Consider the following 13,515-nt stretch of genomic DNA (forward strand, 5'->3'; position numbering starts at 1 on the left):
CTGAAATGTGTTTTCAGACGGCCTTTTTGTTATCTGCAATTAAAACGATTCGTCAGCGCGTAAATAACGCCATTTGCCCGGCGGCAGTCTGCCGAGTTTGACTTTGCCCATGCGGATGCGTTTCAAGCCGACAACGCGCAGGCCGACCAGCTCGCACATACGGCGGATTTGGCGTTTTTTGCCTTGCCGCAAAATAAAGCGCAACTGGTCTTCGTTTTGCCATTCGACTTTGGCGGGGCGCAATTTTTCTCCGTCCAAACTCAAGCCGTGGTTGAGCAGGGAGAGGCCTTTATCGTCCAGTTTGCCGCGGACGCGGACGAGGTATTCTTTTTCGCTGCTGCTGTTTTCGCCAATCAGTTGTTTGGCAATGCGGCCGTCCTGGGTAAGCACCAATAATCCGACAGAGTCGATGTCCAGGCGGCCGGCCGGGGCTAAGCCGAATTTGTGTTTTTCACTGAAAGGGATACGGCTGTCGTCGCCTTCCCAATGGTTATCGGCGGTAATGAGTTCGGCGGCGGATTTATAGCCTTTTTCTGCCTGCGCGCTGACGTAGCCGACGGGTTTGTTCAGCAGGATGGTTACGCGCGCGGCTTGTTTTTCATGGGCTTGTTTGTTGAGGTCGATGCGGTCGCGCTCGGTGACTTTTTGACCGAGTACGGCGGTTTGGCCGTTGACTTTGACCCAGCCTTGCTCGATGTAGCTGTCTGCCTCGCGGCGCGAGCATAAGCCCAATTGCGCCATGCGTTTGGAGAGGCGCATGGTTTCGGAATCGTTGTTTTGCATGGTATGGCAATATAGAAGAAATGGGAATGTCGGATTATAGCATTGACCGTTTGTCAGGCCGTCTGAAAACTGAATCTTTGGGTTTTCAGACGGCCTTTCGTTTGCTATATGTTAAGGAATATTTGGATTTGAAGTAAAAAATGAAGGGTATATTGTCTGTTTGTGTTAACCTTACGGGCGAACTAATCATTTTGTTTTTTGTCGAATTCGGGTTGAAATGACATTTCACTCATCAATTATGAAGACTAAAATGATAGGTCTTTCTAAAGCGCATGAAGGCAGTTTGTCACTAAAACCAGCTTTCGTGTATCACGTTTTAAGGATAAATCAATGAAATCGCTCAAATCATTTTTGATTTGGGGCATTGTGGTTTTGGTCGGCCTAGCCTCCTTTACCACTTTGGCCCTCAGTCGCGGCGAGCAGGTCAGTGCGATTTGGATGGTTACGGCCGCCATTTCGGTATACTGTATTGCCTACCGTTTTTACAGTCTTTACATTGCCAACCGTGTGATGCAGCTTGATCCTAACCGTCTGACTCCGGCAGAACGCCACAATGACGGCTTGGACTATGTGCCCACACATAAAGGCGTACTGTTCGGCCACCACTTTGCTGCGATTGCCGGCGCAGGTCCTTTGGTTGGTCCTGTATTGGCAGCGCAAATGGGTTATCTGCCCGGTACTTTGTGGATTATCTTCGGTGTGGTATTTGCCGGTGCCGTACAGGATATGATGGTACTGTTTGTTTCTATGCGCCGTGACGGTAAGTCTTTGGGTGATATCGTGAAACAAGAACTCGGTACTGTCCCCGGCGTGATTGCATCCATCGGTATTTTGATGATTATGGTCATCATTATGGCGGTGTTGGCGCTGATCGTTGTGAAAGCATTGGTTCACAGCCCTTGGGGTACGTTCACCATTGCCGCAACCATGCCGATTGCCCTATTTATGGGTATCTACACCCGTTATATCCGTCCGGGCAAAATCGGCGAGATTTCCATCGTCGGCTTTATTTTGCTGATGTTGGCCGTGATTTACGGTGAAGATGTTGCCCGCAGCTCCTTCGGCCATTGGTTCGACCTTGACGGCATTCAGCTGACTTGGGCGATTATGATTTACGGTTTCGTGGCTTCCGTATTGCCGGTTTGGCTCTTGCTGACTCCGCGCGACTATCTGTCTACCTTCCTGAAAATCGGTACGATTGCCGCTTTGGCTTTGGGTATCGTTATTGTTAACCCAACCCTGCAAATGCCTGCAGTTACCCACTTTATTGACGGTTCAGGCCCGGTATTCTCCGGTGCATTGTTCCCATTCTTGTTCATTACCATTGCTTGTGGTGCGGTTTCAGGCTTCCATGCGCTGATTTCTTCCGGTACCACGCCAAAAATGGTGGAAAACGAAACCCACGTCCGCATGATCGGTTACGGCGGCATGATTATGGAAAGCTTTGTGGCCATTATGGCTCTGGCCGCCGCCGCTTCGCTTGATCCAGGCGTGTACTTCGCGATGAATAGCCCGGCTGCGCTGATTGGTACTGATGCCAACACTGCTGCCGAAGTTATTACCACTAAACTGAATTTCTCTGTTGATGCCGCAACCTTGTTGCACACTGCTAAAGAAGTGGGCGAAAACACCATTCTGTCCCGTGCAGGCGGCGCGCCAACCCTTGCAGTCGGTATGGCACACATCATGAGCCGTCTGATTCCGGGCGAAGCCATGATGGCGTTCTGGTATCACTTTGCCTTGCTGTTTGAAGCCTTGTTCATCCTGACCGCGGTTGACGCCGGTACACGCGTTGCTCGTTTCATGATTCAAGACTTGGGCAGTATCTTCTACAAACCATTCGGTAACACCGACTCTATCCCAGCCAACCTGGTTGCTACATTCTTTGCCGTGGCATTGTGGGGTTACTTCCTCTATACCGGCGTAACCGACCCTCTGGGCGGCATCAACTCGCTCTGGCCTCTGTTCGGTATCGCCAACCAAATGCTGGCAGGTGTAGCGTTGATTATGTGTACCGTTGTCTTGGTGAAAATGAAACGCGACCGCTATGTTTGGGTAACTTTGGTTCCGGCTGTCGGCGTATTGTTCGTAACCTGCTATGCCGGTTTGCAAAAACTGTTCCACAGCGACCCGCGCGTCAGCTTCTTGGCGCATGCAGGCAAATACCGCGATGCCTTGGCTTCAGGCGAAGTCCTTGCCCCGGCTAAAGACATTGGCGAAATGTCACAAATCATCTTCAACGACCAAATCAATGCCGGTTTGACCGCTTTGTTCTTGGCAGTTGTCGTGATTGTCGCCGTGTACGGTTTCCGTACCGCCATGAAAGCCCGCAAAGTCGGTTGGCCAACTGCTAAAGAAATTCCGGCAGTGTACCGCGACGGCAAACAGCCGGAGGCTCAAAGTGAAGCATAAGCTCGCATCTTGGTGGAAAACCATCAAGCTGACAGCAAACTTGATGGCCGGTGTCCCGGATTATGAAAACTACGTTGCCCGTCAGCGCAAACATAATCCCAACGCGCCGGTCATGACCGAGCTGCAATTCCAAGACTACTGCCGCAAACGCCGTTGCGGCGGCAACGGCGGACGCTGTTGTTAATGAAGGTATAAAAAGGCCGTCTGAAAATATTTTCAGACGGCCTTTTATTATGGAATATCAATAAACATCAAAAACTTTGTCTTGTCATCAATATTTAAGCGAACAACTTGCCAATATTTACTCTTCTTCGAGCAGTACCAGCGGACGCTGTATTTTTCTGAGTTCTTCCACCTCGTCCAACAGCCGCATAATCAACCCCAATGCGGGAATACCGGCTTCAAAATCACGGCTTAAGCGTTGTGCGCGACGGATGCGGGCAAGATGAAAACCACTGAAGGTGCTTTTTTCGGGTGTACCATCGATGCTGATGATGTCTTCTGCTATAAGTTCCAACAGCCAATCGCGACGGCAGCGGCTGGCGGCAACGATTTCTTCAAAAGTAAGGGTAACATCGGAGGACTGAATCATAATTTATCCTTTCTCTTATGCTTGTTTCGCGGCAAAGTGTTCAGCCAATTTTTCCCATGCGGCACGGTCGGCTTCGCTCTCTACTGGCGGAACATTAATGCGGATATTGAGATAAAGGTCTCCGGCTTCTTTTGCAGGAATACCTTTGCCTTTGAGGCGGATGCTTTTACCGCTTTGGCTGTTGGCAGGCAGATTGACCTGTAAGCGGCCTGATGCGGTAGGGACGATGATTTTGCCGCCCAATACGGCTTCCCAAGGTTTGACATCTATTGTTTGATATACGTCTTTCCTGTTTTTGACGTATAAATCAGGTTGGTCGTGGAACTTGATTTTTAAGTATAAGTCACCGTTTTCTCCACCGTTATATCCCGGCAAACCTTGACCGGCCAAACGGATTTGTTGGCCTTCCGCAATGCCTTTGGGGATTTTGACGTTAAGGGTTTTATTTTGATAAACCGCACGTCCGTATTCGTCTAGAGTCGGCACATTCAAAGTCATGCTACGTTCTGCGCCAACATACGCTGCGTAAATATCAATACTCAATTCAGCATGTTGATCCTCGCCTTTTATTGGGCCGCGGGGTTGCTCGGAACGGGTGTGGGATTGGCGGAATGATGAAAAAAGATCTTCAAAATTGAAATCTCCCGCGCCGAACGGCTCGCCTTCATGACGTTCATAGCGGAAGCCGCCGCCGTTAAATCCATTGCCAAACGGATTGCCGCCTTGACCGAACGGATTGCCTCCGGTGCTGCGTCCGTAAGGATTAGCCAACATTTCATCGTATTCGGCCCGCTTTTCTTTGTCGGAAAGCGTTTCGTAGGCACGGTTGATTTCTACCGTACGTTCGGCTGCGTCAGGTTCTTTGCTGACATCGGGGTGGTATTTGCGCACCAGTTTTCGGTAGGCTTTTTTGATTTCGGCCTCATCCGCATCTTTGGCAACGCCCAGTATTTCATAATAGTTTTTTTCTGCCATGTTATTCCTTTGACTGCTCATATACAAAATTCTTATGGTTTTAATAATTGAGGGTGGATATTCTAAAATCAAGGGCGTTGGAAATAAAAATCTCTATTTCTGACAATGATTAATGGATAATTTATTTCTTTGTTTCTAGAGAAATAGAAAATATAAAGGCCGTCTGAAATACGGTTTTTCAGACGGCCTTTATCAAATTGGGGTTTTATTTTTCTTGAGCGTTTTTTTGTTCGCGGACAACCCATTGGGCAATATCTGAACCCAATACTTTAGAAGTGCGGTTCAAGACGGCGCAAGAGCTTTTATAAGCGCCAAACATGCCGCCGGAAGAGTTGCGGGTAAAGGTTTTTTTGCCGACTTGTTTACCGTCAACATACAAAGTGGCAGAAACAGCCATACCTTTGGCGTGGCCGATAAAGGCATTGCCTGCACTCATGGCGGAAGTAATGGCGATGTCTGCGTATGTACCTTGTTTTTTACCGTCACGGACAATCGTTACATCGCTTTTGGCTGCAGTTTCTTGCAAAGATTTGGACATGATGCTGCCCACTTCTAAACACTCAGAAACAATACGGGTATCGATTTCTTCTTTATCGCGGTAAGGAATGCTTTCATCAATATGGACATCCGCGCTGGCAAATGCAGATGCAAACAAGAATGCGGTTGCAAGGATACGGTTAGGAGACATAGTAGGACACCTGAAATGGAATGTTAAAAAGAGTTGTTATTGTATAACGGCGTTTACACTCAATCAACATAAGTTAAATAGGAAAAGATTTTGTTGAAATAGCTGTTATAGCAAGATAATCAAAAGGCCGTCTGAAATAACAGTATTTCAGACGGCCTTTTGATTGGGGCATTAATTTGTTCTGGTCAAATAAGGCAGGGGATCGACTGCTTTGCCGTTTAGACGAACTTCAAAATGAAGCTTGACGCTGTCTGTATCGCTGCTGCCCATGGTGGCGATAACTTGGCCGGCTTGGACTTTTTGATCTTTTTGTACTAAAAGCGTGTCGTTGTGGGCATAGGCGGTAATGGTGTAGTCGTTGTGGTTGATTAAAATCAGCTTGCCGTAGCCGCGGACTTCTTCGCCAACGTAGATGACGGTACCGGCTGCGGCAGAACGGATTTGTTGGCCTTGTGTGCCTGCAATATCTATGCCTTTGCTGGTTGTGCCGTTGTAGCGTTGGATAATGGAAGATGAGGCGTTATCGGTCGGCCATTGCAAACTTAACCGATTGATCGGGGTAACGGCGGTTGCTTGGCGTTGCTGCGTAGCAGTATTGCGGGAGGCAACATGACGGCGGACGCGCAATACTTGGCCGACTTCGATTTGTGAGGCGTTGGGAAGATTGTTCCATGCAACCAGTGTATTGACGTTTTGTCCGTAGCGTTTGGCGATTTGGGTCAGGGTATCGCCGGGACGGACTTTGTAGTAGCCGTCGGGTACGGCGCGGTTGGAAGAAGTGTTGTTGCCGGCGCAGGCTGCTAAGACGGCAATGGTGCTGATGAGTGCCAGACGTTTCAAGGCCGTCTGAAAGGTGGAAATAAAATTTGTATTCATGGGTTGTTTCTAAAGGTATCGTTATGCTGTGTATGATAGATAAGAAGAGTGAAAAAAGGTTCACTCAAAAGGCATGGGATAAAATGCGGAGAGGCAATATAGTACCATTGAGAATTTGTGGGTATGGCTGAATATTTCTATATCTTTTTGATGAAAAGGGACTTTTTTGAAAAGGTAAAAGAACGTGAAAGTTCTTTCAGACGGCATTGAATAAGGCAATAAAAATCCCCTGCCGAGACAGACGGGCAGGGGATTTTTGTATTATCGAACTTATTTGTTCAATTCGTTAGCCAGATACAGCCAAGTTTCAATCACGGTATCAGGGTTGAGCGATACGCTTTCGATACCTTCTTGAACCAGCCATTTGGCAAAGTCCGGATGGTCTGACGGGCCTTGACCGCAAATACCGACGTATTTGTTTTGTTTGCGGCAGGCAGAGATTGCCAAGTGCAACATCACTTTAACGGCAGGATTGCGTTCGTCAAAGGAGTCGGATACCAAGCCGCTGTCACGGTCGAGGCCGAGGGTCAGCTGGGTCATGTCGTTAGAGCCGATGGAGAAGCCGTCGAAGTATTGCAGGAATTGTTCTGCCAATACTGCGTTGCTCGGCAATTCGCACATCATGATCAGGCGCAGGCCGTTTTTGCCGCGTTCCAAACCGTTTTCTTTCAGGGCTTTGACAACAGCTTCGGCTTCACCCAAAGTGCGGACGAATGGAATCATGATCTCGACGTTGGTCAACCCCATTTCGTCACGGACGCGTTTCAAGGCTTTGCACTCGAGTGCGAAGCAGTCTTTGAAGCTGTCAGCGACATAACGCGCCGCGCCGCGGAAGCCCAACATTGGGTTTTCTTCGTGCGGTTCGTAGATGCTGCCACCCACCAAGTTGGCGTACTCGTTGGATTTGAAGTCAGACATACGAACGATGGTTTTGCGTGGGTAAACCGAAGCAGCCAAAGTTGCCACGCCTTCCGCAATTTTATCGACATAGAAGTCGACAGGGGAGGCGTAGCCGGCGATGCGGCGGGTAATTTCCGCTTTCAATTCGTCGTCTTGTTTGTCAAATTCCAACAAGGCTTTAGGGTGGATACCGATTTGACGGTTGATGATGAATTCCATACGTGCCAAGCCGATGCCTTCGCTAGGCAGGTTGGCGAAGCTGAATGCCAATTCAGGGTTACCAACGTTCATCATGACTTTGACAGGGGCTTTAGGCATGTTGTCCAAAGCAACATCGGTAATTTGTACGTCCAGCAAGCCGGAGTAGATGAAGCCGGTATCGCCTTCGGCACAAGATACGGTAACTTCTTGGCCTTCAAACAGCAGATCGGTAGCGTCGCCACAACCTACAACAGCCGGAATACCCAATTCACGTGCGATAATCGCTGCGTGGCAGGTACGGCCGCCGCGGTTGGTCACGATGGCGGAAGCACGTTTCATCACCGGTTCCCAATCCGGGTCGGTCATGTCGGTAACGAGTACGTCACCTGCTTCAACGGAATCCATCTCGGAAGCATCTTTCACCAGGCGTACTTTGCCTTGGCCGACTCTTTGACCGATGGCACGGCCTTCGCACAAGACAACTTTTTCGCCGTTGATGGAGAAGCGGCGCAGGTTGCGGCTGCTGTCTTCTTGGGATTTCACGGTCTCAGGACGGGCTTGCAGGATGTAGAGTTTGCCGTCCAAACCGTCGCGGCCCCATTCGATGTCCATTGGGCGGCCGTAGTGTTTTTCGATGGTCAGCGCGTAATGGGCCAACTCGGTTACTTCAGCGTCGGTAATGGAGAAGCGTTGACGGTCTTCTTCAGGTACATCGATGTTGGTGACAGATTTACCGGCTTCGGCTTTGTCGGTAAAGATCATTTTGATTTGTTTCGAACCCATGGTTTTGCGCAGGATAGCCGGTTTGCCTGCTTTCAAAGTAGGTTTGAATACATAGAATTCGTCAGGGTTGACCGCGCCTTGTACAACGTTTTCGCCCAGGCCGTAAGAAGAGGTAACGAAAACGACTTGGTCGTAACCGGACTCGGTATCGATGGTGAACATCACACCGGACGCGCCGCTGTCGGAGCGCACCATGCGTTGTACGCCTGCGGAAAGGGCAACGATGTCGTGTTCGAAGCCTTTGTGGACACGGTAAGAAATGGCACGGTCGTTGTACAGGGAAGCGAATACATGGCGCATGGCTTCTTTAACGTTTTCCAAGCCGTTGATGTTCAAGAAGGTTTCTTGTTGGCCGGCGAAAGAAGCGTCCGGCAGGTCTTCTGCTGTTGCAGAAGAGCGTACGGCAACGGAAATGTCCGCACCGCCGGCATCGGCAACCATTTTGTTCCAAGCTGTTTCGATTTCAGCATCCAGCTGCTCAGGGAACGGAGTATCCAAAATCCATTGACGGATTTCTTTACCCACGCGCGCCAACTCGGCAACGTCTTCAACATCCAGTTGTTTCAGGGCTTCGGAAATACGCTCGCTCAGACCATTGTGAGCCAGGAAAGCGCGATAGGCTTCGGCAGTGGTCGCAAAACCACCGGGAACGCGTACGCCTTTTTCAGTCAGTTGGCTGATCATTTCGCCCAAAGAGGCATTTTTACCGCCCACTCGCTCAACGTCAGTCATACGCAGGTTTTCAAACCAAATAACGTAGTTTTCGGCCATTTGTGTGTCCAATCCAATCCAAAAATGTTAAAAAAGAAACAAATCCGCCTGCTTATTGTAGCCATTCGTTTGATGGCTGTCATGTGTTTTATCTTTTTTAAAATCACAAATTCGTCTGTGATACTGTGCTTTTCAAGCGTGTAGTCTTCTGAAATGTGAATATCAGATTCATGTTTTTGTGAGTTATCCTATTGTTAAATATGGAAAACAAAATAAGTTAATAAATTTGATAAACAAGATTTATTTTGCAATTTTAGGATAAAATTCTACAAAATAGAAAAAAATAAAATATTGTGCTAATTTAAAAATTGTTCAAATTTGTTGTAATCCTGTGTAATCTGCCGGGAGTCGCTTTATTGCAAAGGCTGTAACTGCTATGATTGCCGTCTGAAACGTTACCCTCAAGAGGATTCATTATGACTGATCCACGCCAAGTCTTCTATATTTCCGACCGAACCGGCCTGACCGCCGAAAATATCGGTGAAGCCTTGCTGAACCAATTTGGCAATGTTGAGTTCAAACGCCATACCTATCCGTTTATCGATACGCCTGAAAAAGCGCGTGCTGTTGTAGACAAAGTCAACCAGTCTGCCGAAAAATTCGGCGTGCGCCCGATTGCTTTTGTCAGTGTGGTCAATGACGAAATCCGTGAAATCATCAAGAAAGCCAATGCGTTCCATATTAATTTCTTTGAAACCTTTCTCGGTCTTTTGGAAAAGGAACTCAATACGGAGGCGGTTGCCGCCCAGCAGGGGCACCACAGTATCGGCAATACCCAACGCTATGATGCACGTATGGAGGCGGTCAATTTTTCACTGAATCATGATGACGGTGTCAGTGATAAGAATTTAAAAGAAGCCGATGTGATTTTGATGGGGGTTTCCCGTTCCGGCAAAACGCCGACCTGTCTCTATCTGGCCTTGCAATACGGTATCCGTGCCGCCAACTATCCGCTGATTCCCGATGATTTGGAATCCACCGATTTGCCGCGTATGGTCAAGCCTTATAAAGACAAGCTGTTCGGTTTGACCATTCAGCCTGAACGCTTGCAGGCAATCCGTCAGGAACGCCGCCCTAATTCAACTTATGCCAAAATCGATACTTGCCGCAGCGAGATTGCCGATGCGCAAAATATGTTTAAACGCCACGGTATTCCGTTTACCAATACTACGGACAAATCTGTGGAAGAACTCGCCGTCCATATCTTGCAGGCTTGCAAGCTGAAACGACGTTTTTAACTGAAATGATAAAAGGCCGTCTGAAAGTTTCAGACGGCCTTTTGTTTGGTCTTTGATATTAGGTTTTGGGCAGGGTAACACCGGTTTGCCCCATGTATTTGCCGTTGCGGTCTTTGTATGAAGTTTCGCAGACTTCATCGCTTTCAAAGAACAAGACTTGAGCCACGCCTTCGCCTGCGTAGATTTTTGCCGGTAGCGGCGTGGTGTTGGAAAATTCAAGCGTAACGTAGCCTTCCCACTCCGGCTCGAACGGGGTAACGTTGACGATGATGCCGCAGCGTGCGTAGGTGGACTTGCCCAAACAGACGGTCAGGACGTTGCGCGGGATGCGGAAATATTCGACTGTGCGCGCCAGTGCAAAGGAGTTGGGCGGAATGATGCAGCAGTCGTCTTCGACGGTGACGAAGTTTTTCGGGTCGAAATTTTTCGGGTCGACGATGGTGCTGTTGATATTGGTGAAGATTTTGAATTCATTGGCACAACGGATGTCGTAGCCGTAGCTGGATGTGCCGTAGGAAATGATGCGCTGACCGTTGGCCTCTTTGATTTGGTTGGGCTCGAACGGCTCAATCATGCCGTGTTCTTCGGCCATGCGGCGTATCCATTTGTCGGATTTAATGCTCATGGTGGTTGTCCTGGGGTAAGGGTTGTTTGGAAATTTTTTGAAATCAACACGACAGCCTTTAGACAGGCTTGTCAATTGATGTTTCAGACGGCCTAAAAGCCGGATAAGGCTGTCTGAAAGGCTGTTTATTTGGTTTTGGAAGCAGATTTCTTAGCCAGTTTGACTTCTTTAATCATACCGTCTTCGCATTTCATGATGAAGACGGGTGTGCCGCTTTGAGAGGCGGTAAAGTTTCCGTGCGCCCTGCCTTTTTTGAACACGCCCTCCAGTGTCATATTGCGTAATTTAGCGCTGTTGGAGGAGAAAGGTTCAATAAAGGTTTCGCTGTTGCCGGAAACGGTATATACGCCTTTGCCGTCAAATTTGCCGTTTTTAAAGGCGCCGATATAGCTGCGGCCGTCTTGGCATTTCCATGTGCCTTTGCCGGATGGTTTGCCGTCTTTGCCGACATCGCCATCATAAACGCAACCCTTTTCCTGATAAGGATTGATGGTTTCGGCAATGGCAGGCGTACCCAGCATGAAGGCGACGGGAAGTAGGGCGAGGTATTTCATCATGATTGTTCCTTTTTGCAGGCGGTTTCAGACGGCCTGATATTGGGATTCAAAAGTCAGCAGGGTTTCAGCAATACGGCGTGGTAAGATGGCTAAAGCGTGTTCGCGCATGGATGCAGGGATACCGTAGTAGGCTTCGGCAATGCTGCCGGTAATGGCTGCCAAGGTATCGCTGTCTCCGCCCAGGGAAACCGCCAGTCGGATGGCGTGTTCAAAATCATCGCTTTCAAGAAAGGCGGTAACTGCTTGAGGTACGGTTTCCTGACAGCTTTCGTTGAAATGATAATGCGGGCGGATTTGGTCGCAACTTTGGCTCAAATCGTAGCCGAATTGTCGCGTAATGTTTTCTTTGATTTGCGCTTTGCCCATACCGGTACGCGCCCAAAAGACGGCGGCGGCTACGGCTTGCGCGCCTTTAATGCCTTCCGGGTGGTTGTGCGTTACGGCGGCGGATTGTTCGGCAAAATGCAGGGTTTCTTCCAATGTGGCAAATGCCCAGCCAACGGCAGAAACACGCATGGCAGAGCCGTTGCCCCAGCTATTATAAGGTTCCGGATCTTTCCATTCTATCCATTGTGAGAAGCGTCCGCCATATGCGCCTTTGGGGCAGGAATATGCCCTACACCAGCCTTGTAAAATAGAGGCCAAATTATTGTTGCAGCCTTGTAAAACCCAATCGGCAATGGCAACAGTGCAAATCGTGTCATCGGTAAAGTCGCTGTCGGGGCTGAAAATATCGAAATCGGTGTGACGGTAGTTGTCAAACTCGAATCGTGATCCGGCAATATCGCCGATGACTGCGCCCAACATCATGACATCCTTTCTGATACTTCTATTTATATTTCAGACGGCCTTTGATATTTTCCAATCGAAAGGCCGTCTGAAAAATTACTCTTGCCAGCCGCCTAAATAAGAAACCAGTTCTTCCAACATGGTGCTGATGGCTTCGGTCATCAGGATTTGTGAGGCAAAGGCGAGGCTGGCGGCATCGTCGCCGTTGCTTTCCGCTTCTTCTTGCAAAACGTCCAGATACTGGATGCGTTTGAGCGTAAAGTCTTGGGTGAGGATAAACGCGATTTGTTCGCGCCATACCAAGCCCAGCTGGGTAACGGTTTTGCCGTTTTTGACGTGTTGTACCACTTCGTCGGCGGTCAGGTCTTGTTTGGAAACTTTGACGACCGGAACAACATCGCCTACGCCTTTGAGTTCGCAATCGCTGTCCAATTCAAAACCGCCTTCGCAATGGCCTTGCAGCAGCCAGCTGGTCATCAGGGAAGAGGGCGATTGTTTGGTGTTGGGCAGCGAGGCTTCTAAACCGCCCAAGGCTTCGCGCAGTTTGGTCAGGATGTTTTCCGCTTTGGCAGAGGCGGCATTGTTGACCAAAAGATACCCGTGGCGCGTGTCGAAAATCGCCTGTGTGCGGCTGCTGCGCGTAAAAGCACGGGGCAGCAGGTCGTCGGTAATCTGCTCTTTCAGCTCTTGTTTTTCCTTGCGGCCGACATTGCGCGCTTCGTTGTTTTGGATTTCCAAAACCTTTTCATCCAAAATATCGCGGATCACGCCGGCAGGCAGGACTTTTTCTTCTTTTTTCAGGGCCACGCGCCAAGTATAATCGGCAGGGAAAACCAGCTCGGGCGAAAAGGAAACCGGCGTGGCAAAGCCTTCGCTAAACCAGTCCAAACCCTGACAATGGGCAAATTCGGATTGCGCCAATTTGTCGGCAAGGACTTCCAATTCGGGCAATTTGTCTTTGTTGAGCGGATAAAAACTGATTTGCTTAAACCACATGGCGAGTTTTCCTTTTTATTAAAACCGGCATTATACAGGGAAAATAACATACGGAAATCGGCAGCATCTTTAAAAATGCAGTAAAGTTGTTGACAGAAGAAAAGGCTTTCTGTATAGTTCGCGCTTCGGTTACGCGCCCATCGTCTAGAGGCCTAGGACACTGCCCTTTCACGGCGGCAACCGGGGTTCGAATCCCCGTGGGCGTGCCAGAATTCTTAAAAAACGCTCCTGCTTTTTGCAGGGGCGTTTTTTGTTTTCAGACGGCCTGTCGCTGTGAAAATATCTTTAAATTGGTTTACAATAATGCCATTCTGAATCTTAACGAGAGA

Annotated in this window: 13 protein-coding genes and 1 tRNA gene; 4 read left to right on the forward strand and 10 right to left on the reverse strand. The window is 48.9% G+C overall.

The genetic code is table 11. The annotated features are described in order from the left end of the window. Window positions 1-39 precede the first annotated feature (39 nt). Complete coding sequence (locus tag RRV97_RS00855; RefSeq protein ID WP_315611678.1) at window positions 40-783, reverse strand: pseudouridine synthase; 744 nt, start codon at window positions 781-783, stop codon at window positions 40-42. A gap of 330 nt (window positions 784-1,113) precedes the next feature. On the opposite strand from RRV97_RS00855, the gene RRV97_RS00860 reads away from it, so the two are divergent. Next, complete coding sequence (locus tag RRV97_RS00860) at window positions 1,114-3,195, forward strand: carbon starvation CstA family protein (protein WP_036493903.1); 2,082 nt, start codon at window positions 1,114-1,116, stop codon at window positions 3,193-3,195. Next, entirely contained in the window at window positions 3,185-3,379 is a 195-nt protein-coding gene (locus tag RRV97_RS00865) for a YbdD/YjiX family protein (RefSeq protein ID WP_003747442.1), read from the forward strand. The genes RRV97_RS00860 and RRV97_RS00865 overlap by 11 nt, the downstream gene beginning before the upstream one ends. 117 nt (window positions 3,380-3,496) lie before the next feature. Here the strand turns inward: RRV97_RS00865 and RRV97_RS00870 are convergent, their stop codons facing one another. From RRV97_RS00870 to ppsA, 5 genes are all read right to left on the reverse strand, one after another. After that, the gene (locus RRV97_RS00870) at window positions 3,497-3,787 is read right to left on the reverse strand and encodes a chaperone modulator CbpM (RefSeq protein ID WP_128581177.1); all 291 of its coding nucleotides are present in this window, start codon (window positions 3,785-3,787) and stop codon (window positions 3,497-3,499) included. A gap of 15 nt (window positions 3,788-3,802) precedes the next feature. Further along, a complete protein-coding gene (locus tag RRV97_RS00875; RefSeq protein ID WP_315611679.1) occupies window positions 3,803-4,762 on the reverse strand; it encodes a DnaJ C-terminal domain-containing protein in 960 nt (319 codons plus the stop codon). A gap of 205 nt (window positions 4,763-4,967) precedes the next feature. After that, the gene (locus RRV97_RS00880; protein WP_315611680.1) at window positions 4,968-5,450 is read right to left on the reverse strand and encodes a hypothetical protein; all 483 of its coding nucleotides are present in this window, start codon (window positions 5,448-5,450) and stop codon (window positions 4,968-4,970) included. Between the two features lie 171 nt (window positions 5,451-5,621). Continuing rightward, a complete protein-coding gene (locus RRV97_RS00885; RefSeq protein ID WP_315611681.1) occupies window positions 5,622-6,326 on the reverse strand; it encodes a peptidoglycan DD-metalloendopeptidase family protein in 705 nt (234 codons plus the stop codon). A 270-nt stretch (window positions 6,327-6,596) separates the two neighbouring features. Further along, entirely contained in the window at window positions 6,597-8,981 is a 2,385-nt protein-coding gene (ppsA, locus tag RRV97_RS00890) for a phosphoenolpyruvate synthase (RefSeq protein WP_315611682.1), read from the reverse strand. A 416-nt stretch (window positions 8,982-9,397) separates the two neighbouring features. Here ppsA and RRV97_RS00895 point away from each other — a divergent pair, with 416 nt between their 5' ends. Beyond that, entirely contained in the window at window positions 9,398-10,219 is an 822-nt protein-coding gene (locus RRV97_RS00895) for a pyruvate, water dikinase regulatory protein (protein WP_049323052.1), read from the forward strand. A 58-nt stretch (window positions 10,220-10,277) separates the two neighbouring features. On the opposite strand, the gene dcd is transcribed toward RRV97_RS00895, so the two are convergent. The 4 genes from dcd to RRV97_RS00915 all read right to left on the reverse strand — a co-directional run bounded on the left by dcd (window position 10,278) and on the right by RRV97_RS00915 (window position 13,186). Continuing rightward, complete coding sequence (dcd, locus tag RRV97_RS00900) at window positions 10,278-10,844, reverse strand: dCTP deaminase (RefSeq protein ID WP_003680541.1); 567 nt, start codon at window positions 10,842-10,844, stop codon at window positions 10,278-10,280. Window positions 10,845-10,969: 125 nt separating this feature from the next. Next, complete coding sequence (locus tag RRV97_RS00905) at window positions 10,970-11,401, reverse strand: hypothetical protein (protein WP_315611683.1); 432 nt, start codon at window positions 11,399-11,401, stop codon at window positions 10,970-10,972. 24 nt (window positions 11,402-11,425) lie between these two features. Beyond that, window positions 11,426-12,208, reverse strand: coding sequence for an ADP-ribosylglycohydrolase family protein (locus RRV97_RS00910; protein WP_315611684.1), 783 nt, complete (start codon window positions 12,206-12,208; stop codon window positions 11,426-11,428). A gap of 78 nt (window positions 12,209-12,286) precedes the next feature. Further along, on the reverse strand, window positions 12,287-13,186 hold the full coding sequence (locus RRV97_RS00915) for a recombination-associated protein RdgC (RefSeq protein ID WP_049347929.1): 900 nt from the start codon (window positions 13,184-13,186) through the stop codon (window positions 12,287-12,289). A 133-nt stretch (window positions 13,187-13,319) separates the two neighbouring features. Here RRV97_RS00915 and RRV97_RS00920 point away from each other — a divergent pair. Then, window positions 13,320-13,395: transfer RNA gene (locus tag RRV97_RS00920), tRNA-Glu, on the forward strand. Window positions 13,396-13,515: the final 120 nt, after the last annotated feature.

This window comes from Neisseria sp. DTU_2021_1001991_1_SI_NGA_ILE_055 (genome assembly GCF_032342915.1).
Classification (GTDB): Bacteria; Pseudomonadota; Gammaproteobacteria; order Burkholderiales; family Neisseriaceae; genus Neisseria.

Excerpts from the sequence above, each read along its gene's own strand:
- RRV97_RS00855 (WP_315611678.1), bottom strand. The coding sequence starts at position 783 with ATGCAAAACAACGATTCCGAAACCATGCGCCTCTCCAAACGCATGGCG.
- RRV97_RS00860 (WP_036493903.1), top strand. The coding sequence starts at position 1,114 with ATGAAATCGCTCAAATCATTTTTGATTTGGGGCATTGTGGTTTTGGTC.
- RRV97_RS00870 (WP_128581177.1), bottom strand. The coding sequence starts at position 3,787 with ATGATTCAGTCCTCCGATGTTACCCTTACTTTTGAAGAAATCGTTGCC.
- RRV97_RS00875 (WP_315611679.1), bottom strand. The coding sequence starts at position 4,762 with ATGGCAGAAAAAAACTATTATGAAATACTGGGCGTTGCCAAAGATGCG.
- RRV97_RS00880 (WP_315611680.1), bottom strand. The coding sequence starts at position 5,450 with ATGTCTCCTAACCGTATCCTTGCAACCGCATTCTTGTTTGCATCTGCA.
- RRV97_RS00885 (WP_315611681.1), bottom strand. The coding sequence starts at position 6,326 with ATGAATACAAATTTTATTTCCACCTTTCAGACGGCCTTGAAACGTCTG.
- ppsA (WP_315611682.1), bottom strand. The coding sequence starts at position 8,981 with ATGGCCGAAAACTACGTTATTTGGTTTGAAAACCTGCGTATGACTGAC.
- RRV97_RS00895 (WP_049323052.1), top strand. The coding sequence starts at position 9,398 with ATGACTGATCCACGCCAAGTCTTCTATATTTCCGACCGAACCGGCCTG.
- dcd (WP_003680541.1), bottom strand. The coding sequence starts at position 10,844 with ATGAGCATTAAATCCGACAAATGGATACGCCGCATGGCCGAAGAACAC.
- RRV97_RS00905 (WP_315611683.1), bottom strand. The coding sequence starts at position 11,401 with ATGATGAAATACCTCGCCCTACTTCCCGTCGCCTTCATGCTGGGTACG.
- RRV97_RS00910 (WP_315611684.1), bottom strand. The coding sequence starts at position 12,208 with ATGTTGGGCGCAGTCATCGGCGATATTGCCGGATCACGATTCGAGTTT.
- RRV97_RS00915 (WP_049347929.1), bottom strand. The coding sequence starts at position 13,186 with ATGTGGTTTAAGCAAATCAGTTTTTATCCGCTCAACAAAGACAAATTG.